Annotated in this window: 22 protein-coding genes, 1 tRNA gene and 1 other RNA gene; 11 read left to right on the forward strand and 13 right to left on the reverse strand. The window is 71.8% G+C overall.

Features of this window, described 5'->3' with window-relative positions; genetic code table 11:
• Positions 1-25: 25 nt before the first annotated feature.
• Positions 26-1,411, reverse strand: a complete 1,386-nt coding sequence (locus tag OB08_RS05590; protein ID WP_461472982.1) for an extracellular solute-binding protein — start codon at positions 1,409-1,411, stop codon at positions 26-28.
• Between the two features lie 240 nt (positions 1,412-1,651).
• Between OB08_RS05590 and OB08_RS05595 the strand changes: the two genes are divergently transcribed.
• From OB08_RS05595 to OB08_RS05620, 6 genes are all read left to right on the forward strand, one after another.
• A complete protein-coding gene (locus tag OB08_RS05595; protein ID WP_461472984.1) occupies positions 1,652-2,365 on the forward strand; it encodes a hypothetical protein in 714 nt (237 codons plus the stop codon).
• Positions 2,343-2,756 (forward strand): phage holin family protein, encoded by a 414-nt coding sequence (locus OB08_RS05600; RefSeq protein WP_461472986.1) that lies wholly within the window; start codon positions 2,343-2,345, stop codon positions 2,754-2,756. The genes OB08_RS05595 and OB08_RS05600 overlap by 23 nt, the downstream gene beginning before the upstream one ends.
• Positions 2,753-3,316, forward strand: a complete 564-nt coding sequence (locus tag OB08_RS05605) for a DUF3618 domain-containing protein (protein WP_461472988.1) — start codon at positions 2,753-2,755, stop codon at positions 3,314-3,316. The genes OB08_RS05600 and OB08_RS05605 overlap by 4 nt, the downstream gene beginning before the upstream one ends.
• 79 nt (positions 3,317-3,395) lie before the next feature.
• The gene (locus OB08_RS05610; protein WP_461472990.1) at positions 3,396-3,902 is read left to right on the forward strand and encodes an SRPBCC family protein; all 507 of its coding nucleotides are present in this window, start codon (positions 3,396-3,398) and stop codon (positions 3,900-3,902) included.
• Positions 3,899-5,407: a phytoene desaturase family protein gene (locus OB08_RS05615; RefSeq protein ID WP_461472992.1), complete on the forward strand. Its 1,509-nt coding sequence runs from the start codon at positions 3,899-3,901 to the stop codon at positions 5,405-5,407. The genes OB08_RS05610 and OB08_RS05615 overlap by 4 nt, the downstream gene beginning before the upstream one ends.
• Positions 5,404-6,390 carry an SDR family NAD(P)-dependent oxidoreductase gene (locus OB08_RS05620; RefSeq protein ID WP_461472994.1) on the forward strand — a complete coding sequence of 329 codons (987 nt, stop codon included), beginning with the start codon at positions 5,404-5,406 and terminating at the stop codon, positions 6,388-6,390. The genes OB08_RS05615 and OB08_RS05620 overlap by 4 nt, the downstream gene beginning before the upstream one ends.
• On the opposite strand, the gene OB08_RS05625 is transcribed toward OB08_RS05620, so the two are convergent.
• A complete protein-coding gene (locus OB08_RS05625) occupies positions 6,335-6,838 on the reverse strand; it encodes a MarR family winged helix-turn-helix transcriptional regulator (protein ID WP_461472996.1) in 504 nt (167 codons plus the stop codon). The two genes, OB08_RS05620 and OB08_RS05625, sit on opposite strands and share 56 nt — an antisense overlap.
• 127 nt (positions 6,839-6,965) lie before the next feature.
• Between OB08_RS05625 and OB08_RS05630 the strand changes: the two genes are divergently transcribed.
• Positions 6,966-7,352, forward strand: a complete 387-nt coding sequence (locus OB08_RS05630; protein ID WP_461472998.1) for a DUF7882 family protein — start codon at positions 6,966-6,968, stop codon at positions 7,350-7,352.
• Here OB08_RS05630 and OB08_RS05635 read toward each other — a convergent pair.
• The 3 genes from OB08_RS05635 to OB08_RS05645 all read right to left on the reverse strand — a co-directional run bounded on the left by OB08_RS05635 (position 7,329) and on the right by OB08_RS05645 (position 9,962).
• Positions 7,329-8,210, reverse strand: coding sequence for an NAD(P)H-hydrate dehydratase (locus tag OB08_RS05635; protein ID WP_461473000.1), 882 nt, complete (start codon positions 8,208-8,210; stop codon positions 7,329-7,331). The genes OB08_RS05630 and OB08_RS05635 overlap by 24 nt on opposite strands.
• Positions 8,194-8,916, reverse strand: a complete 723-nt coding sequence (locus tag OB08_RS05640) for a histidine phosphatase family protein (RefSeq protein ID WP_461473002.1) — start codon at positions 8,914-8,916, stop codon at positions 8,194-8,196. Before OB08_RS05640 ends, OB08_RS05635 begins: the two co-directional genes overlap by 17 nt.
• 98 nt (positions 8,917-9,014) lie before the next feature.
• A complete protein-coding gene (locus OB08_RS05645; protein ID WP_461473004.1) occupies positions 9,015-9,962 on the reverse strand; it encodes a manganese catalase family protein in 948 nt (315 codons plus the stop codon).
• A gap of 199 nt (positions 9,963-10,161) precedes the next feature.
• Here OB08_RS05645 and OB08_RS05650 point away from each other — a divergent pair, with 199 nt between their 5' ends.
• Genes OB08_RS05650 through OB08_RS05660 form a run of 3 tightly spaced genes read left to right on the forward strand, consistent with a single transcriptional unit; the run spans position 10,162 to position 11,290 of the window.
• Entirely contained in the window at positions 10,162-10,293 is a 132-nt protein-coding gene (locus OB08_RS05650; protein ID WP_461473006.1) for a hypothetical protein, read from the forward strand.
• Positions 10,293-10,532: a hypothetical protein gene (locus OB08_RS05655; protein WP_461473008.1), complete on the forward strand. Its 240-nt coding sequence runs from the start codon at positions 10,293-10,295 to the stop codon at positions 10,530-10,532. Before OB08_RS05650 ends, OB08_RS05655 begins: the two co-directional genes overlap by 1 nt.
• A gap of 29 nt (positions 10,533-10,561) precedes the next feature.
• Positions 10,562-11,290, forward strand: coding sequence for a DUF72 domain-containing protein (locus OB08_RS05660; protein WP_461473010.1), 729 nt, complete (start codon positions 10,562-10,564; stop codon positions 11,288-11,290).
• Here the strand turns inward: OB08_RS05660 and OB08_RS05665 are convergent.
• The 7 genes from OB08_RS05665 to OB08_RS05695 form a co-directional block, all read right to left on the reverse strand.
• Positions 11,283-11,558 carry a hypothetical protein gene (locus tag OB08_RS05665; RefSeq protein WP_461473012.1) on the reverse strand — a complete coding sequence of 92 codons (276 nt, stop codon included), beginning with the start codon at positions 11,556-11,558 and terminating at the stop codon, positions 11,283-11,285. The two genes, OB08_RS05660 and OB08_RS05665, sit on opposite strands and share 8 nt — an antisense overlap.
• Before the next feature lie 145 nt (positions 11,559-11,703).
• Complete coding sequence (locus OB08_RS05670; RefSeq protein WP_461473014.1) at positions 11,704-13,023, reverse strand: diguanylate cyclase; 1,320 nt, start codon at positions 13,021-13,023, stop codon at positions 11,704-11,706.
• Between the two features lie 82 nt (positions 13,024-13,105).
• Positions 13,106-14,527: a serine/threonine-protein kinase gene (locus tag OB08_RS05675; protein ID WP_461473016.1), complete on the reverse strand. Its 1,422-nt coding sequence runs from the start codon at positions 14,525-14,527 to the stop codon at positions 13,106-13,108.
• 216 nt (positions 14,528-14,743) lie between these two features.
• A tRNA-Ser gene (locus tag OB08_RS05680) sits at positions 14,744-14,831 on the reverse strand.
• 26 nt (positions 14,832-14,857) lie between these two features.
• On the reverse strand, positions 14,858-17,131 hold the full coding sequence (locus tag OB08_RS05685) for a transglutaminase family protein (protein WP_461473018.1): 2,274 nt from the start codon (positions 17,129-17,131) through the stop codon (positions 14,858-14,860).
• The gene (locus OB08_RS05690; protein WP_461473020.1) at positions 17,118-18,365 is read right to left on the reverse strand and encodes a DUF58 domain-containing protein; all 1,248 of its coding nucleotides are present in this window, start codon (positions 18,363-18,365) and stop codon (positions 17,118-17,120) included. The genes OB08_RS05685 and OB08_RS05690 overlap by 14 nt, the downstream gene beginning before the upstream one ends.
• 7 nt (positions 18,366-18,372) lie before the next feature.
• Positions 18,373-19,377 carry an AAA family ATPase gene (locus tag OB08_RS05695; RefSeq protein WP_461473022.1) on the reverse strand — a complete coding sequence of 335 codons (1,005 nt, stop codon included), beginning with the start codon at positions 19,375-19,377 and terminating at the stop codon, positions 18,373-18,375.
• 143 nt (positions 19,378-19,520) lie between these two features.
• Here OB08_RS05695 and ffs point away from each other — a divergent pair.
• Positions 19,521-19,617, forward strand: an RNA gene (gene ffs / locus OB08_RS05700) — signal recognition particle sRNA small type.
• On the opposite strand, the gene OB08_RS05705 is transcribed toward ffs, so the two are convergent.
• Positions 19,612-20,283 carry an NUDIX domain-containing protein gene (locus OB08_RS05705; RefSeq protein ID WP_461473024.1) on the reverse strand — a complete coding sequence of 224 codons (672 nt, stop codon included), beginning with the start codon at positions 20,281-20,283 and terminating at the stop codon, positions 19,612-19,614. The two genes, ffs and OB08_RS05705, sit on opposite strands and share 6 nt — an antisense overlap.
• Positions 20,284-20,301 lie beyond the last annotated feature (18 nt).

Consider the following 20,301-nt stretch of genomic DNA (forward strand, 5'->3'; position numbering starts at 1 on the left):
CGCGACCTCGGTCGCCGCGACCACGTCAGCCCTCCTGCTCGAGCTCGGCCCACCCTTCGTCGAGGGCCTCCTGCGCGGTGGACTGAGCCTCCGCGAGGGCCTCCTCGGGTGTCGCCTCGCCGTTGAGCACCGAGTTCACCGCGTCGAACATGGCTGCCTTGAACTCGGCGTCGGCCGGGTTGGCGGGGAGCGCGAAGGTGCTCTCGTTGGCCTCGTACATCTTGGCCACGGCCGTGTCCCACGGCTCTCCGCCCGACGTCGTCATGTCCTGGATCATGGCGTCCGCGGTGGCGTTGCCGGTCAGGATGCCGGTGAACGGCTTGCCCTCGGCCTCACGGGCCTCGATCCGGGCCTCGGCGGCCGCCTGCCAGGCATCCGTCGACGTCATGGCCCGCGCGAAACGGCACGCGGCCTCGGGGTTCTCGCCGCCTGCAGGGATCGCCCACGCCGACCCGGAGGCATAGGCGAGCGTCTCGCCGGAACGGTCGCGGACGGTGTCGAACGCGAGCGGAGCGTCGGGCGACACGTCGTTCAGGACGTTGACGTACCACTGCTCCATCGGCATCGCGCCGAGCACCTCGGTCGCGAACTGGTTGCCCTCGCCGAAGAAGTCCGCCGAGTCGCGGTAGGCCTTCACCGCGCTGAAGCCCCCCTGGGCGTCGTAGATCGACACCGCCCACGTGAGCGCCTCCACGACCGCGGGGTCGTCGAGCTGGGCGGTGCGGCCGTCCTCCGAGATGAGGTCGGCGCCGTTGGCCTTGGCCCACAGCGGCAGGAACTCGGGGAGCTTGCTGTCGACCCCGATCACCTCGAGGCTGCCGCCGTCCCCCACGACGAGGCCCTCCGCCGCCGCGGACATCGCCTCCCAGTCCGACCCGTTGACATCGTCGAGGCTGAGGCCGGCGCCCTCCAGAAGGTCGGCATTGGCCATCGTGAGCTGGACGGTGTTGAACTCGGGGATGCCGTAGACCACGTCGTTGAGCGTGACCTGCTCGAGGGCGGCGGGCACGAAGTCGTCGACGGGGACGCCTTCGCCCTCGATGCAGTCGTCGAGCGGGATCACCGCGCCGCGAGCGGCGAGCGAGCCGATCTGGTCGCGTGACGCGTACACCACATCGGGCGGAGAGCCCGTCGCGACGGCGGAGAGGAACTGCTGCATGTCGAGGTCGCCCTCGGCGAGCTGGACGGTCACGTCGCCGAGCTGCTCCTCGGCGTACTCGACGCGGGTCGTGGCGATCTCGTCGACGCCGGAGAACCCCATGACGGCGAGCTCGCCGCTGAGCTCGGCGCCCGAGTCGTACGACGCGTCGGTGTCGTCGGCGCCTCCGGTGCCCACCGCGCATGCGGAGAGCGCGAAGGCGACGGCTGCCGCGCCGCACACCGCGGCCGGCAGTCGAGTCGATGTGCGCATGATGGCCTCCCTCACCCAGGGGGTCGAAGTGGGTGGGCCGCGAACGTATGCGCGCGAGGGCGCGACCACCGAAGGGGTTGACTATCGGCGCCTCACCCTCTACGCGACTTCCGGCGCCGGCGGCGCGCCGCGCTGAAGCACATGTCGCGGGTCCGGCACAACCCCCATGCCGCCATCCGATTGCGCGCCTAGAAAGGTAAGCCCCACCGGCCACGCGGTGGGACCGAGGAAGGAGAACCCATGTCACAGGGTTACGGAGCCGGAGGCGTCGACCCCTACGTCGACACGTCCGGCGAGAAGTCGAACATGGCGGAAACCGCGAAGCACGAGGCCGGCGAAGTGAAGGATGCCGCTGCCGGTGCGGCCAAGGATGTCGCGTCGACGGCGAAGAGCGAGGCCGCCGGAGTCGCGAGAGAGACGAAGTTCCAGGTGCGCGAGCTCTACGACCAGGGCAAGCAGGAGCTGCGCGACCAGGCCTCGAAGCAGCAGCAGCGCCTTGCGACCGGACTGACCTCCGTCGGCGGCGACCTCCGCTCGATGGCGGCGAACTCCAACGGCTCGGGAATCGCCGGCGATCTGGTGCAGCGCGCGTCGGATCGCGTCGAAGCCGCGGGAACGTGGTTCGCCGATCGGGATCCTGCGACCGTCTTCAGCGAAGTCAAGGCGTTCGCCCGTCGTCGTCCTGGCGTGTTCATCGCCGCCGGCGTGGTCGCCGGCGTCGTCGTGGGGCGCCTGACCCGTGCACTCGCTGCGAACGCGAGCGACGCCTCTCAGGCGAACGACGCGACGACGCCCGCACTGCCGACGGGCTACAGCGGCGGCACCGTGGTGCCCCCGCCGGTGGTGACGACCGAACCGGTCACCGAGGCCGAGTCGCCGATCTACTCCCAGTCGGCCGCGCGACTCGACGGCGGCGGAATGGAGATGACAGATGAGCGATCAGACTCCCTCTGAACAGCGCGCGGCGACAGCGTCCTTCGGCGAGCTGTTCGGCGAGGTCACGCGTGACCTGTCGACGCTGATGCGCCAGGAGTTCGCCCTGGCCAAGGCCGAGCTCAAGGAATCGGCGACCGAGACCGCCAAGGGCGCAGGCCTGCTCGGCGGCGCGGGGTACGCGGCATCCATGACCGTGCTGTTCCTGTCGATCGCGCTCTGGGCCGGGCTGTCCTACCTCGTCGGGGGCGGCTGGGCGGGCGTGATCGTCGCCGTGCTCTGGGCCATCATCGCCGCCGTGCTGTATTCGGTCGGCAAGTCCCAGATGAAGAAGGTCAAGGGCGTCCCGCAGACGGTGGAGACGCTGGGAGAGATTCCGTCCACGTTGAAGAGAAATGAGGAGAACCGATGACCGATTCACCCGATGCGATCCGCGCCGACATCGAGCGGACGCGAGAAGAGCTGGGCGCCGACGTCGACGCGCTCGCCGACAAGGTGACGCCCTCGAAGATCGTCCACCGGCAGACCGACAAGGTCCGCGGTGCCCTCGGATCCCTCCGCGACCGCGTCATGGGCGTCGCGGACGACGCGGGATCGTCCGCGGCCGGACTGGCGCACGGTGCGGCGGATGCCGCGCACGACGTCAAGGTCAAGGCCCAGGGCAACCCGCTGGCGGTGGGCCTGATCGCGTTCGGCGTCGGCCTCGTGGCGGCATCTCTCATCCCGGCATCCGCCAAGGAGAAGGAGCTCGCCGAGACGGTCAAGCAGAAGGCCGAGCCGCTCGTGAGCGAGGTCAGCTCCGTGGCCAAGGAGGTGGCGGGCGACCTCAAGGAGCCCGCGCGCGACGCCGCGACCGCGGTGAAGGACAGCGCGCAGCACGCGTTCGCCAATGTCAAGGACGAGGCGACGACGGCTGCGACGGACGTGAAGGACCGCGCGCAGGACGCGCGCGAGAACGTCAGCAACGCGTGAACCGGATCGGGCGGGGCGCGGCGCGAGACGCCCGCCCCGCCCGACTCCGCGCTCGCCGTCCGGACGACAGGAAAGACCGATGTCCCGCAATGTGAGGGTGCTCCGGTGCACGCCGGAGGACGTCTTCGAGGTGCTGAGCGACGGGTGGCTCTACCCGTCGTGGGTGGTCGGCGCGTCCCGTATGCGCGACGTCGATGAGCGCTGGCCGGCCACGGGATCCGAGTTGCACCATTCCTTCGGCACGTGGCCCGTGCTCATCGACGACAAGACGGTGGTCGAGGAGTGCGACCCGCCGCGGCGCATGGTCGTGCGTGCGCGAGGCTGGCCGATCGGCGAGGCGCGCGTCACCATCGACGTGAAGCCGCGCGGCGACGCCTGCGTCGTGCGCATCCAGGAGGAGGCGGTCGCCGGGCCGGGGCGCTTCGTGCCCGACTTCGTGATGGACCCGATGCTGCACTGGCGCAACGACGAGACGCTCCACCGACTGGCCTACCTCGCCGAGGGGCGCGCGCAGCGCCCGGTCGGTCCGACGAGCGCGGAGCAGGAGCTCGCGGGCGCCGACGAGGCGCAGGCGCCCGCGACGTGATCGCCGCGACCGGCAGGCGCAGCGCCGAGGTCGACGCCGTCGTCGTCGGCGCCGGACCGAACGGCCTCGCCGCCGCGGTGACGCTCGCGCGCGCCGGCCTGACGGTGCGGGTGTACGAGGCCGCCGACCAGGCCGGGGGAGGTGCCGCCACCCGCGAGCTGACGCTGCCCGGCTTCCACCACGATGTGTGCTCGGCGGTGCACCCGATGGCCTTCGAGTCGCGCTTCTTCCGTGAGTTCGGGCTGCGTGCGCGCGTGCCGTTCGTCACGCCGGAGGTCTCGTTCGCCCACCCGCTGGACGGCGGCCGTGCCGGCGTCGCCCACCGGGACCTGGCGCGCACCCGCGACGAGCTGGGACGCGACGGGTCCGCCTACGAGGGGCTGCTGCGACCGCTCGTCGAACAATCGACCGCCGTCGCCGAGTTCACCGGGTCGACCCTCCTGCGCCTCCCTCCGGACCCCGTGACCGCCGTGCGCTTCGGCCTGCGGTCGCTCGAGCAGGGATCGCCCGCGTGGGCGGCTCGGTTCCGCGAGGACGCCGCGCCGGCCCTGCTGACCGGAGTCGCCGCCCACACCATCCTGCGTCAGCCGAGCGTCGCGGCCGCGGGCGGGGGGCTCGCCCTCGCGGCCTACGGGCACGCCCGCGGATGGCCCATCCCGGTCGGTGGCAGTCAGGCGATCGTCGACGCCATGGTCGACGACCTGCGCGCGCACGGGGGCGAGCTCGTCCTCGGGCACGAGGTGACGTCGCTCGCCGAGCTGCCGCACGCCCGGGCGACGATGCTCGATGTGACACCGCACGCCTTCCTGCGTCTCGCGGGCGAGATCGTGCCTCGGCGCTACCGCCGCGCGCTCGAGGGCTTCCGCTACGGCGGCGGCGTGGCGAAGGTCGACTTCGCACTGTCGGAGCCGGTGCCGTGGACCAACGCCCAGGTGGCGCGCGCCGGCACGGTCCACGTCGGCGGCACGCGGCAGGAGGTGGCGGATGCCGAGAACGACGTCAACGCCGGCCGCCTGCCGGACCGTCCCTACGTGCTGGTCTCGCAGCCCTCGGTCTTCGATCCGACGAGGGCTCCCGCCGGCCGCCAGACCCTGTGGACCTACACGCACGTGCCCGCCGGCAGCGCGGCCGACCGACGCGAGGCCGTCATCGCACAGCTCGAGCGCTTCGCGCCGGGCTTCCGCGACACGATCCTCGCGGTGAGCTCGCGCACCGCGATCGACGTCGAGCGGCACAACCCGAACTACCCCGGCGGCGACATCGCCGCGGGCGCACCGACCCTGCGCCAGATCGTGCGCCGGCCCGTGCTGAGTGCTGATCCGTGGCGCACGCCGGTCGCCGGCGTCTATCTCGCCGGAGCCTCCGTCGCCCCGGGCCCGGGGGTGCACGGGCTCGCGGGCTGGTTCGCCGCACTCAGTGCCCTCTGCCACGAGTTCGGCACGCGCGCGCTGCCCGACCTGTCGCCCGGCGGCGACGGCCGCCCGACCGATGAGGAGCAGACATGATCGATGCACCCGGGCCGGTGGTCGTGATCACCGGCGCGTCGAGCGGGATCGGGCGCGAGACCGCGCGGGCGTACGCCCGCCGCGGCGCCCGGCTCGTGCTCGCCGCCCGCGGTGCCGCCGCGCTCGAGACGGTCGCCGACGAGTGCCGCGCGCTCGGCGCGGCGGTCCGGACGATGCCGACCGATGTCTCGGCCGAGGGGGAGGTGCGGGCGCTCGCCGCCGGTGCCGTCGCAGAGTTCGGGCGCGTCGACGTGTGGGTCGGCAATGCGGGCGTGTTCAGCTACGGCACCTTCGAGCAGACGCCCGCCCGCGTCTTCCGCCAGGTCATCGAGACCAATCTCATGGGCCAGGTCCACGGCGCGCGGGCAGTGCTGCCGTACTTCCGCCGACAGGGAGCCGGCACGCTCGTCCTCGTCGGCTCGCTCTACTCGCGCGTGAGCTCGCCCCAGATCGCCCCGTACATCACGAGCAAATGGGGCCTGCTCGGGTTCGCTGAAGTGCTGCGAGCCGAGCTTCGGGGGACCGGCATCCGTGTCCGCGTCGTCCTGCCCTCGACGGTCGACACCCCCATCTACCAGCACGCCGCCAACGTCACCGGCCGGGCGGTGCACCCGCTGGCGCCTGCCGCATCGCCTCGCCGGGTGGCCCGCGCGATCGTCCGTGCGCCCCGACGTCGACGCTTCGCATCGCCCGTCGGCCTCTCGCAGCGCGCCGTGGTGCCCCTGCATCGCCTGTGGCCTGCCGGATACGACACCCTCACCCGCTTCTCCAAGCGGAGGCTCGAGCTCCGAGGCAGCGACGTCGAGCTGACCGACGGCACGGTGTTCGATCCGCCGGCGCATGCCGCGCCCACGACGGGAGGCTGGCGCCCGCCCGTCGCCCGCGTGACGCTGTGGGGCGTAACGCTGGCGGCCGGAGCGCTGGCCGTCAGCGCGCGGCTTCGGCCCGCTTCTTCCGCTGCGTCGCGGCAGTCGTCCCGCTGACGGCGCCGAGAACCTTCTTGAGGAAGGACGCCACGGTGCGGGCCTCGGCCGGGGGCAGCTGGGCTGCGAGTGATCGCAGGTGCGAGGTCAGCGGGTCGACGTGGTCGGGATCGATGTTGCGGTCGAACGGTTGCACGAGTTTCTTGCGGCGGTCGCGCGGGTGCGGTTCGACGAAGATCAGTCCGCGGTCGACGAGGCGGTCGATGAGGGCCGTGCCTGCCGCCGGAGAGAGGTGGAGCGCCTTGGCGATCATGGTCGGCGTCACCTCCAGCGCGTCGACCCGCTCCAACAGGTAGCGCATGGCCGCGCGGTCTGTCTCGGTCAGCCCTGAATTCTGCTGCCGGGCGCGTGCGAGCCGCGCCTCCGCGAGGCGCAGTTGCTCGAGGATCTCGGCGACGTCGGGCACGTCCTCGCCCGGGTCCGCCGTCAGCAGCGCGCTCTGTGTCATCGTGAGCCTCCGTGATGTCGTACTCCCGGGGATCGAGTATGCCCTACGAGACCGAATAATTCAATGAAAGGACTCTCACTATCGAAATGTTCGGTATCGAAGTAAACTGGAAGGACCCCCAAACTGAATGGACGGCAGAATCATGGCGAACCTGTTCTACGGCGCCGGGAGCACGCCGATCGAGATCCCTGATCACCTCCTCGCGCACGTCAAGATCGTGATCGCGACCAAGCTCCGGCGCAACGAGAGCTTCCTGATGTCGTGGCCGCACCCCGACGGCAGCGGCCGCACCTCCATCTGGCTGCAGCCCTCGATCCCGATGCGCTTCGTCTTCAGCAGCAGCGAGTCCGCCGAGATCGACCGCGCCCTGCTGGCTCGTCTCGCCGAATCGGCGAACTCGAACACCGGCCTCGCCCTCACGGCCGAGGAGATGGCCGATACGCAGCGCGCCCGCGGTGCCGTCGCCGTGCCGGATGCCGACTCCGAGCGCTCACGCGTTCTCGCGGTCGCCTGACCCATCGCGCGCGCCGGCATCCGTCAGCGTCACGCGCATCGCAGGAGTGAGTTCGGCAGCGAGCTCGCGCGCGAGGAACCCCAGCCCCATCCGCTCGGCGAGACGCCGGCCCGCCAGGGCGTGCGTCCAGGCGCCCCATACGGCCGCCCGTTCGGGCGCCGTGCCCCGTGCGGCGAAACCCGCGACCGCGCCGGCGAGCACGTCGCCGCTCCCGGACGTGCCGAGCTCCGGCCCTCCTGCTTCCAGACGCCACAGCGCTCCGCCGGGCGCCGCCACGAGGCCGTAGCAGCTCACGACGGCCGAGTACCGCTCGGCGATCTCCCGCACGTCCTCGGGGTCGCCTCGGGCCGCTCGCCCGAGGAGCAGGGCCGCCTCTTCCTTGTTCGGGGTCAGGATGAGCTCGTCGGGCAGTGTCGCGCGATCGATGTCGGGCAGCACGCCGAGCGCGAAGGCGTCGAGCACCAACCGCGCCGGCGCGGTGTCGGCGACGGCGACGAGTGTCGCGCGGGTCTCGTCCGGGTCGTCGAAGCCCGGCCCGACGAGCACCGCGTCGGCCGCCTCGAGCTGCGACCGCAGGCGTCCCTCCAGCGGGTCGGACGCCCCATCCGGCAGCGCGTAGATGCCGGCCTCCGGCAGGGCGATGCCGACCTGCGCGTCGATCGAGGCGGGAACGACGAGTCCGACGCGGCCCGCGCCGACGCGCAGCGCCCCCTCGCCGGCGAGGATCGCCGCGCCCGGCGCGCTGCGCGATCCGCCGACGACCATGACGCGGCCGCGGTCCTTCTTCGAGTCGCCGGGGTCGGGGAGTCCCCACGATCGCAGCAGCGCCGCGGTGACCGTTTCACCGGGGCTGGACATTGCCGTCTCCCGGGTGGGCGGTGACCTCCGCGCCCTCGCGCGTGAGGTGCGCCACGTCGGCGAAGGCCTCGAGTCGCCAGCCGGAGCCGTCCCGCACCAGATGGGTCACCGAGGCGTTGAGCACGGTGTGCTCGACGGCGAAGTCGAGCAGCTCGTCCTCCCGCAGGGGGAGGAGCACGTAGAGGAAGAGCATCACGACGGCGTCATGGGCGACGATGAGGGCACCGTCGCCGGGGGCCTCCAGCGCGTCGCGCAGGAACGATCGCAGCCGCAGCGCCACATCGGCCCAGGACTCTCCGCCCGGGGGCCGGTGGTAGAACTTGCCGAGGTGCAGGCGACGAGCCGATTCCTCCGGGTGCAGGCGCGTCACCCCGTGGCGGGTGAGCAGATCGAGGACGCCCAGCTCACGGTCGCGCAGCCGCTCGTCGATGAACGCGGGTGCATCGCCGCTCTGGGCGCGCGCGAGGTCGAGGGTCTGGCGCGCCCGCAGGTACGGCGACGTCCATGAGACGTCGATGCCGTCCCGATGGCGCTCGAGCCAGCCGCCGAGGGCGGTGGCCTGCTCCTCGCCGGTCGGCGACAGCGGGACGTCGGCATCGCGGATGTCCAGCGGGATCACGTCGAGGCCGTCCCGCTGGGCCTGAGTGGCCGCGACGTTGCCGACGCTCTCGCCGTGCCGCACCAGCCAGAGTTCACCGAGAGCCATGGCCCCAGGCTACGAGGGGACGCGCCGGTGCGGCACCGCTTGACAAGCGACGGTGCCGCACCCCGCGGCTGACATCGCGGCGCGCCCCGCAGGCCGACTCAGAGCCGTCCGAAGGTCGCATCGATGTCGGCCATCTCCATGGCCGCCGTGGCTTCGATCAGCGCCATGAGCTCTTTGTCGGCGCCCGGAGAGAACTCCTCGAAGCGCTCGGGCGAGATCACCGAGGGCACGCCCTCCGGCGCCTGCTCGCTCGCATCGAGGGTCGTGCCGTCGTTGGACGGCGACATGCCCTGGAAGATCTTCCCCGCCTCGGACTGGGCGTCCAGGTCGAACGAGTACTGCTTGCTGTGCAGCCCCAGTTCGAGGAGGCGCTTCACCTCGGGGAAGCTCTCCGCGTTCGTCTTCGGAATCGGGAGCGTCTTGTTCCAGTTGACGCCCAGCGTCTCGAGCGCCTGCGCGTAGGCGTTCTCGTGCGCCTGGTCGCGGACGATGAGATAGGCGATCGTGGAGCGCGCCGTCTTGTTCGACGTCATCTCGTACAGGCGGCACTTCTGCAGCCGGCCCGTCGACTCGAGCATCAGGTTGTACAGCAGGTCGAGCACCAGGTTGCCGGAGTTGTAGACGTAGCTGCCGCTCCACGGGTTCCCGACCGCGTCGACCGGAAGAGCGCCCTGCGCACCCACGAGGTAGTGGTGGATGTTGCCGTGGTCCAGGGCGATGTCCAGCGGGGTCGCACCACCGGAGCCGGGCTTGTCGAGCGGGTCCGCCGGCTTGCCCCGATAGGCGGGGGAGCCATCGAGCAGGCGCGAGATCGTCGTGCCGATCAGCTCGACGTGGCTGATCTCCTCGGTCCCGATGCCCTGGATGAGATCGCGGTACGGCTTCGCGGCCGGACCCCGGAAGTTGATGGCCTGGAAGAGGTACTGCATCATCGTGCGCATCTCGCCGAACTGACCGCCGAGTCCTTCCTGCAGCGCGTTGGCGGCGGCGGGATCCGGCTCATCCTGCTCGATCTCGTTGATGAGCCGTTGTACGTGGAAAAACATGCGGTCCTCCTCGGGGGTTGGGCGTCCAACCTCGCGTCCGCTCGCAGAATGCGACCAGGTGGTGGACACCGGGCGTGGGGGCGCGTAGCATCACCGCGGCCCGGAGAGCCCTTGCCGACCCCGGGTCGCCTGTCAAGCCCCGAGGTCGCCGGGGTTCCGGCATCCATGATCGAATCCTCACATCACGCCAGGAGCGCTCATGAACAGCCGACAGCCCGTGTCCGGTCCCCGCTCGGTCCGCGATCGCGATCCGCTGCGTGATGAGGCGGACGACTTCGAGGACGACCTGCGGGCCGAGCTCGTGCGCGCCGGGGTGATCGAGGAGTGGTGATGCTCGAGTCGACCGGTGCGACCCGGTTCACGCTCCGCGAAGCGGGCCCCGACGCGTGGGTCGTGTGCGACCGCAGCGTCCCCACCGACGACCCGCGTCACATCGTCGCGTCCGTCTCGGAGGCGGGCTCCGACCGCGTCGACGTCGTCTGGACGCCAGCGACGGGTCTGCCCGCCCATTTCATCTCGCCGGATGCCGCGCTCGACGCGTTCCGCCGATGGGCGGCGGCTGCCGGCTGAGGTCGGCCCGGCGCAGCGGTGGGACGCGCATGACCCGCATCGGCACCTCCGGCTGGAGCTACGACCACTGGCAGGACGTGCTGTACCCGCCGCGACTTGCGGCTGCCGCGCGGCTGGACCGCTACCGCGAGGAGTTCGACACGGTCGAGCTCAACGCGAGCTTCTACCGCTGGCCGCCCGCGGCGCGGTTCGCCTCGTGGCGTGACCGCCTTCCCGCCGGCTTCGAACTGACGGTCAAAGCGCCCCGCGGCCTCACCCATGCCCGTCGGCTCCTGCACCCCGAGCCGTGGATCGAGAGGATCGTCGCGGGCCTGCACGAGCTCGACGGCCGCCGTGGGCCCCTTCTGGTGCAGCTGCATCCCGCCTTCGAGCGCGACGACGCGCGCCTCGACTGGTTCCTCGGCGCCCTGCCGTCGTGGACCCGTCCGGTGATCGAGTTCCGCCATGATTCGTGGACGGATGCCGCGGTCTTCGGCCTGCTCGAGAAGCACGGTGCGTCGTACTGCGTGATGAGCGGCGCCGGACTGCCGTGCATCCTGCGGGCGACCGCGCCCATCGTGTACGTGCGCCTGCACGGGCCCGACCCGGATCACCTCTACGGCGGGTCCTACTCGGACGACGATCTGCGCTGGTGGGCCGATCGGATCCGCGAGTGGGAGGCGGCCGGCCACACCGTGTACGCGTACTTCAACAACGACGGGCATGGCCACGCCGTCCGCAACGCTCGCACGCTCAAGGAGCTGATGGGGTCTAGATGAAGTCGATGCCGCCGGTGTCGGGCAGCCATCCGTCCTGCGCTGTGGCGGGCAGCTCGGGCAGGTCTCCGTCGGCCTCGATGTGCTCCACCGTGACGATGCTCGCGGGGGTCACGAGCGCCTCGACGGTGCTTCGCACTCCTGTCGGGCACTCCACGAACCCGCCGCCGCCCCGGACGGCCTCGAGGATCGCGGCTTTCATCCGCGCCACGTGCTCCTCGTCGAGCAGCACGAAGGTCTGGCTGTTGATCGTCAGCACGTGATGGATCACGAATGCCCCGGACTGTCGTGAGGGGAGGCTTCGGTGCGCCGGACGGCGGGCCTCGGCCCCACGGTACGTCCGCCGTGGTCGGCACCGCGCGGGGGTTGCGTCAACGCCGAGCGCGGGCTAGAGAGATGGGAGCGAAGCCGCGGCGTCAGTCCCGCGCGAGCGCGATCCGGTCGCCCCCCGCCGTCTTCGCGCGGTACATCGCGAGATCGGCGCGACGGATGAGCTGCTCCGCGGTGAGCTCCGTACCCGCTTCGGCGACGGTCATCCCGATGCTCGCACGGAGCGCCTGGCGGGTCGCCGCGTGCAGTGCATCGCCGCGCAGCAGGTCCAGGATCCGCTCGGCGATGTCGACGCCGTCGGCCGCCTCGGAGAGCTCGCAGACGACCACGAACTCGTCCCCGCCGTACCGCGCGACGAGGTCCTGCTCGCGGACGCCCAGCTGCAGCCGTGACGCCACCTCCCGCAGCATCCGATCGCCTGCCTGATGACCCAGCCGGTCGTTGACGCGCTTGAAGTCGTCGAGGTCGATGAACAGCACGGCGCATCGAGTCGAGCCGACGAATCGGTCCATCTGGGCCTCGAGCAGGCGCCGGTTCGGCAGGTCGGTGACCTCGTCGTGCGTCGCCGCATGAGCGAGCCGCGCCTGCAGCCGGAGGGTGGCGAGCGCCTGCGCCGCCTGGCCGGCGAGGGCGACGGCGAGCGGGGCGGCTTCGTCGTCGAATGCGCGCTCGTGACGGAACCACGCGGCGAACACGCCGAACTCGGCGTCCTCGTGGTGCAGCGGCGCCGCGAGGAAGGCCCGCACCCCCGCGCCGCCCATCGCGGCGCCGAGGCCCGGCAGCAGCGCTTCGCCCTCGGCCTCACTCGCCACGCGGACAACACGCCGCGGATGGTGCACGAGCTCGACGAGCGCATGCGGGTCGACTGCCCCCCGGAGACCGTCGACGCCGGCGGCGAGAACGGTCCCGTCGCCGTCCGTCGCGCGGAGGTGGACCGACGACTCCTCCGCACGGTAGGCGCGGGCGGCCGTGTCGGCGAGCACCCGGGCGAGGCGCTCCTCGGTGGCCGCCGTCGAGAACGCCACCGAGGAGTCCATCACCAGTTCGAGCCGCGTGCGGGTGCGGTCGGCCAGCGCGTAGCGCCGCCGCAGGTCCATGACCGCGCGGAATCGGTCGGATGCCTCCGCCAGCACGAGGACGTCCTCCCCGTCGGAGTGGTGACGGGTGACCATGACGGCCTTGCCGGGGTCGGCCGAGTGCACCATGACCCACGGTCCGACGCCGACGCCCGGCCTGAGGATGTCCTTGTCGGCGGGGATGACGACGTCGCTGAAAGGTCTGCCCCGGAGCTCGTCGGCTGGGGCGCCGGCCCAGCATGCGAACCAGTCGTTCGCCTCGGTGATCGCGCCGTCGGCGTTCACACGCACGACGCCGACGGGCAGGGCGTCCGCTGAGAGCTGCTCCATCGGTCGCCCCGTCCCACGCCCGTCTGAATGATTGGTTGAACCATAGCGCCCCGCGGTATCCCCGCCAACGCCCGCGACCGGTTCAGCCGTTCTTGCGGTTCTCCTTGGCGGCGTTCTGCTGCTCCTTGCGCTGCTCACGGTCCGCTTCGCGCTCGGCCTTCGCCTCTGCGCGGTCGGCTTCGCGCTGGGCTTTCGCCTCTGCGCGGTCCGCCTCGGCCGTCTCCTTGGCGTCGCCGGCGACCGCCGGCTTCACGCTGCTCGAGGTATCGGTGACGGTCACGGGGGCGGGCGCCGGGACGGTGGAGTCCGCCGTCTCCTGCGAGACCTCGGGAACGACGACGGTCAGCCCGCTGAGCGGATCGTGGGAAGGAGGGGCGGCTTCGGCGCCGAAGCCCAGTCCGAGACCGACGGCGACCACGGCTGCGGCGGCACCGCTCACCGCGGCGACGACGGCGCGTCGGGGTCGACGCGGACGACGAGCCGCCGAGACCGACCGGCGCCTGGCCGCTCGGGAGTCGAGCGGCAGCACGCGGGTCACCGGCGGCGGGGGAGTCGCCGGCACGACGGGGATCGGCGGTGCCGGCGTCGCCTGCGTCGGGGCGAGGTCGATACCGGACGTCACCGGCACCGGTGCGACGGACGCCGGTGCCGTCGTTGGGGGCGCAGTCTGCCCGTTCAGTGCGAGCGCCGCCTGAGCGACGTCGAGCGCCGCGGGGCGCTGGGCGGGATCGGTCGCGAGCATCCGGGTCAGAAGTCCGGCCCACATGGTCCCGACGCTCCCCGGAACGATCGGCGCATCGATCAGCCGCGCCATCACGGCGCCGATGCCGGAGAGGTGGCCGTACGCGCGCACGCCGGTGAGCGCCTCGAGGAGGACGAGTCCCAGGGCGTACACGTCTGCGGGGGGTCCTGCCGGTTCGCCGCGCACCTGCTCCGGTGCCAGGTACGCGCCCGTGCCGATGACCGTGCCGTCGGCGGTCACTCCGGTCCCGTCGACGATGTGGGCGACGCCGAAGTCGGTGAGCTTCACTTGAGGGTGTCCACCCGGTGTCAGGGGCGTCGCGAGGAGGATGTTGGCCGGCTTGACGTCGCGGTGGACGACACCCGCCCCGTGCACCACGTGAAGCGCGGACGCAAGCTCGCCCGCGAGATGTGCGGCCTCGGCGGATGACAGCACGCCGCGCTGCAGACGGTCCGCGAGCGTCTCTCCGTCGACGAACTCCATCACGAGATAGCGGGGCCGGCCGGATTCGACCTGCCCGTCGAGCAGCTTCACCAGCGAGGGGAAGCTCAGCGAGGCGAGCACGGTCATCTCGGTGCGGACGCGTTCCGGCGACGCGAGGAGGTCGCCGTCCTCGCGCATCAGCTTCACCGCGACGGTGCGGCCGAGCGAGACATCCAGCGCGCGGTACACGCGGGACATGCCGCCCACGCCCACGCACTCGTGCAACTCGTATCGCCCGTCCAGCAGAACCGTGGCGGGCTCGCTCTCCAAGACCTGCATCGCCGTCCTCCCCGTGCCCGGAGACGTGGTCGCCGTGGCATGACACGAAGCTAGCCGCGGGCCAGGCTCGGCACCGCCCCTTGACAACAGGGGCGATCACGTGCGGGGGACCAGAACGGTGGCCGAGGATAGGGGACTCCGTCGCTGCGCTCCTCCTCGAATCGCACTGCCCGATGATGCGTGAAGGGCCGCCCCTTCGGGACGGCCCTTCACGCGTGGCGGAGGATAGGGGATTCGAACCCCTGAGAGCTTTCACTCAACACGCTTTCCAAGCGTGCGCCATAGGCCACTAGGCGAATCCTCCAGGGCCCCGGAGGGCCACAGGTCATCCTACCTGGTCGCGGGGGCTGCTCCTGCGTACACGCTTCCGGGCCGCACGATCAGCGAGCGCGGTGCGATGACCGACAGGATGCGGCGTGCCGCGGGTGCCGCGGCGATGAGCTGGCCGCGCACCGAGGCCGCGGCATCCAGCGCCGCATCGCCCATCCAGTAGTCCCGACCAGCCGAGGGCGCATACGAGGCCCGCTCGATAGCCGTCACCAGGGTGTACATCTCGTCCGGCGAGACGCCGTGCTGATCGATGAGCCGCTGGGCGAAGGCGCGCGGGCTCTCGCTCCCGGGCACGGCGATGCCGACGTCGATCGCGGCATCCTGCACCATCGTCCACGCCGAGGCGGCGTCGCCGCCGCGAGCGGCCGCCGTGAGCTGACGGCGCCGCAGCTCCCGCACCAGGAACGGCAGCGCGAGCACGAGGAGGATCAGCATGATCACGCCGAGCACGGGGAGAGGGTTGGCGGTGCCGAGAGGGGTTCCCGGAAGCGCCTCGTCGCGGGGATCTCGCGCGCCGTTCGGGCCGGCGCTCGAGGTGGGCGTGGGGGCCGGCGTCGCCCCGGGGGTCGCCGCGTTCGGGTCGTCGGTCTCTCCCGGCAGCGACGCCGCGGGGAAGAAAGCGGTCGGAACGCCGAGTCCGGCGGTCGGCTCGAACGGGATCCAGCCGACGTCGTCGAAGTACACCTCGGGCCAGGCGTGCAGGAGCGAGCTCGACACCGAGTACACCGTCTCGTTCTCGACGACATCGGTCGTCGCCACGCCCGGGAGGTAGCCGACGACGACCCGCGACGGCATGTGCAGCGTCCGCGCCATCAGGGCGAAGGCGGACGCGAAGTGGATGCAGTAGCCCTGCCGCACCTCGAGGAAGCGGGCGACCGCGTCCGCGCCGCTGCCGTCGAAGCCCTCCTCGACGGGAGCCTCGAGCGAGTAGCGGAACTCTCCTCCGCGGAACCAGCGCTGCATCGCGATCAGCCGGTCATAGTCGTTGGTGGCGCCGGAGGTCACCTCTGCGGCGACCTCGGTGATGATCTCGGGCGTGTTGGCTGGCACCTCGGTGGTCTCGTCGCGGAACTCCGGCCCGCCGGCGCTGTACGAGCGGATCTGCTCGAGCGTCGGGCGCGGCTGGTTCGAGATGACCTCGTAGGTCTGGCCCTGCGTCGTGCCGGACTGCGAGACCACCGTGCGGTTGTAGGGCACGGCGGCCCAGCGCCCTTCCAGACCCGTGACCTCGACGGCCGGGTACGCCACCGGCAGCCACGTGGCCGCGAGGTTCACGACCTCGACCTTGGTGGTGTACTCCGCGACCCGCACGTCGTCGGCGACGCTCACGCGGCCGAGTCCGAAGTCGCTGTCGAGCGGCACCGTGCGCACGCGGTCGGGCTCCCACACGCCGCCCTCGAAGCGCGAGAGGGTGGTCGCCCGCAGGTACGGGGCGATGGGGGCGTCCGAGCGCACCCGCAGCACCTCGATCACTTCGGGCCGCCGGAGGTCGTCGCCGAGCTGGAGGGTGGCGTCGATGCCCGGACCCGGACCGAGCCCGGCGCCCGGCCGCATCCCCGGCTGCGGCAGCAGGGGGGTGGCGACGACCGCCACGACCACGGCGATCGCGCCGATGCCGAGCGCCGTCGCGGGAACCCCGGCCGTGCGCTCGGCGGTGCGCTCGAGCGGCCGCTCGCGCGAGCGCGTCTCGGCGCGGATGAGGAACAGGACGGCCACCGCGAGGAAGACGAACGACATGATGTCGACCTGGCGCGGCACGGCGATCGCCGGGATCAGCGACACCGCGACGATGCCGATCGACGCCAGGAGCGGCATCCGTGCCGTGAGCACGACGTGATCGACGATGATCGCGAGCAGTCCCATAGACCCGACGACGAGGAACGCGAGCGCGGCGCTGTCGTCGAGCGGCGCCGCACCGAACACGATCGCGTCCATCGCATCGTCGACGAGCAGCGGGACTGCGCGGAACGTCTCGGGTGTCGGGATGACCCAGAGGAATGCGGTGTCGCGCAGGAACATCCCGGTCATGAACGCGACCCACACGCCCGCCTCGATGAGGCTCACGGCGACGGCGGGGAGGCGGTAGCGCCGGGCGACGAAGCCCGCGGCGAGGATCAACGTCGCGATCGCGACCGAGCCCAGCAGCCACCCGCCCGGCTTGACGACCCGCAGCACCGGGAGGAGCGCGGCGAGCAGCGTCACGAGGAGGGCGATCGTCAGGACGCGCTCGCCGCCGCGGCGCACCGTGCGCTGGTCGAGGTCAGGCGACGACATGGCTCACCCCGCGTCCGACGGCGTTGCCCCACGCGACGGCGAGGTCGCCGTCGGGGTCGATCGCACCCACGCGCCAGCCGTGGTCGGCGGCGCGGTCCAGTGCGTCGCCCACCGGCGACACGGCGAAGACCATGGGCAGGGTGCTGTGATGGGCGACCGAGGCGATCGCCTCGGCGTCGTGGGGGTCGAACCGGCCGACGATGAGGATGACCGGTCCCGTCACGACGCCGGCGAACAGGCGGCGCACCCGGCCCAGGCTGTCGTCGCGCCGTGCGGTGAGCGTCGCGAAGTGCGCGAGGAGCGCCTCGACCTCGGTCATGTCGCCGCCGTCGATCCGCTCGGCGAGCACCGTGCCGTCCGTGTCCACGACCTCGACCGCGTACCCGTCGTGCACGAGCCGGGCGACGGCCGACACGCATGCCGAGACCGCCGCCTCGAACCCCGGGTCGGAGCCGGGGGCCTGCATCGCCTCCGCCGACCAGCGCAGCACGCCGCGGTCGAGCACGACGCTCGCCTCGGGCGTGGACTCCTGCTCCTCCTGGCGCACCATCAGCTCGTCGCGGTGCGCGGTGGCCCGCCAGTGGATGCGGCGCATCGAGTCGCCCGGCGCGTACGGCCGCGCGACGAGGTTGTCGGCACCCTGCCCGAGCTGGTTGGTCGTCGTGTGCAGGGTGCCGCCGGTCTCGCCGGCGAAGTCGGTGAGCGGCGGCAGGTCGACGAGCGCCGGCGCGACGGTCACCGGCGTGCGCTCGCCGAAGAGGGTGCGGCGCCGAGCGAGGCCGAAGGGGTCGGTCGAGCGCACGGATAGCGGCCCGAGGGAATGGATGCCTCGGCGCACGCCGGTCACGGGATACGACAGATCGACCACCCGCTCGCCGCCGCGCAGCCCCGAGCCGAGGGCGGGGAACACGCCCTCCGCCCTGCCGCGCAGTCCCTTCGGCAGCCCGTCGTGCCAGGTCCCCGGCGGCGTGGGCACCGCGGTGCGCACACCGACGCGCATGGTGACGATCGACTCGCGGCCCACCGTGACCACCTCGGGCGCGAGCGACCGGGTCACCACATCGGAGCGACGCGTGAGGTAGAGCGAGGCGACGCTCGCGAGCAGCACCGAGACCAGCAGGATGCCGAAGTACATGAGCTCGGTGATGCCGAACTCGTTCGCCATCACGAAGCACGCGACCGCGAGAACGAGCGCACCCGTGCCGCGCACGGTCAGCGGCCACAGGCGTCTCATCGCGGACTCACTGTCGTGGGGCGATGGGGACGCGCACGCTCGAGGCGATGCGCTCGAGGATGGTCGTGATCGCGTCGGCGGCGCCGCGGGCGCGGGCTCCGCCGGCCGAGCGCGTGGGGATGAGCCGGTGGGCGAAGACCGGAGCGAGGAGGGCGGTGATGTCGTCGGGGATGACGAACCCCCGGCCGTCGAGAGCCGCCCACACCTTGGCGGCGCGCACGAGCTGGAGGGTCGCCCGCGGGCTCGCGCCCAGCCGCAGGTCGGAGTGGGTGCGGGTCGCGTGGGCGAGCGCGACGGCGTAGTCCTCGATCGCGGGCGCCACATGCACCGCGCGCGCCCACGCGACGAGACCCGTGACCTGATCGGCCGTGACGACGGCGACGAGCTGATCGAGGGGGTTGAGGGCGTCGCGCTGCCGCAGCATGAGCGCCTCGGACCGCTGATCCGGATAGCCCATCGAGATGCGCATCATGAACCGGTCGCGCTGCGCCTCGGGCAGGGCGTAGGTGCCCTCCATCTCGAGGGGGTTCTGCGTCGCGACGACGAGGAACGGGTCCGGAACGTAATGAGTGTGCCCGTCGACGGTCACCTGGCGCTCCTCCATCGCCTCGAGCAGCGCGGACTGCGTCTTGGGGGAGGAGCGGTTGATCTCGTCGGCGATCACGATGTTCGCGAAGATCGCGCCCTGCTTGAACTCGAACTCGCGGTCGACCGGGTTGAAGACGCTCACGCCGGTGACGTCTCCGGGCAGCAGATCGGGCGTGAACTGGATGCGGCGCACCGTGGCGTCGACCGAGGCGGCAAGCGCACGCGCGAGCATCGTCTTGCCCACGCCCGGCACGTCCTCGATGAGGAGGTGACCTTCGGCGAGGAGGCACATCAGGGCGCTGCGCACCGCCTCCGGCTTGCCGTCGATGACGCTGCCCACTGCCGCCAGGATCGCGTCGGTGGTGCGGGCGAACTCCTCGGCGCTGAGTGCTGCCGTGGCGTCGGTCGTCGCGGTATCGGTCATCGCGCCCTCCCTCGGCCGCCCGTTCGGGCGGGTGAGCCGGTGTTGCGCGGGCCACATCGCCCGCCCACCCGTTGATCGTAACAACGCGAGAGGCGTCGCGGACCTGGGAGAACACCGCGACTCCGGCCTCGGGTTAGACTGGTGTCAGCTCTCCGCGAGGCGGCATCCAGGCCAACTCCCCCAGGACGGAAACGTAGCAAGGGTAACCAGGCTCTGCCGGGTTCGCGGAGAGTCTTACTTTTCCCGGCCGAAGGGGCCGTCGAGCACCGCCCACTGCAGCAGCATGATGGTCTTCGCGTCCTGGATGCGGCCGTCGCGCACCATGTCGAGCGCCTCGTCGATGCCGGCTTCCCGCAGCTCGATGTGCTCGCCCTCGTCGGCGAGGCCCGCCCGGTCGCCGGCGCGCACGGTGCCGTCGTAGGGCGCTGCGAAGAAGTGCAGGCGCTCGGTGACCGAGCCGGGGCTCATGTAGACGTCCCACACGTGCTCGAGCTCGCCGACCTCGACGCCCGTCTCCTCAGCCGCTTCGCGGCGGATGGCGGTGGCCGGATCGTCGTCGTCGAGCAGTCCGGCGGCGGTCTCGACCAGCATCCCGTCCTCATGGCCGTTGACGTAGACCGGATAGCGGAACTGCCTGGTCAGCAGCACGGTGCGGCGCGTCGGGTCGTAGAGCAGCACCGTCGCCCCGTTCCCCCGGTCGTAGGTCTCGCGCTGCTGGGTCTCCCACTCGCCGGACGGATTGCGGTACTCGAGCGTCGTGCGCCGCAGCACATGCCACCCGGCTGCGAGCAGCTCGACATCCGTCACGCGGACGTCGGGGTTGCGGTCGAGCCCGCGTCCCTCCTGGTCCAGTCCTGTGCGTCCGCGGTGGTCGGGGAGGTCGATGCCGGGGCGGGGTTCGCTCATGCGGCGAGCCTATAGAGA

The sequence above is a fragment of the Microbacterium sp. HJ5 genome, assembly GCF_054824025.1.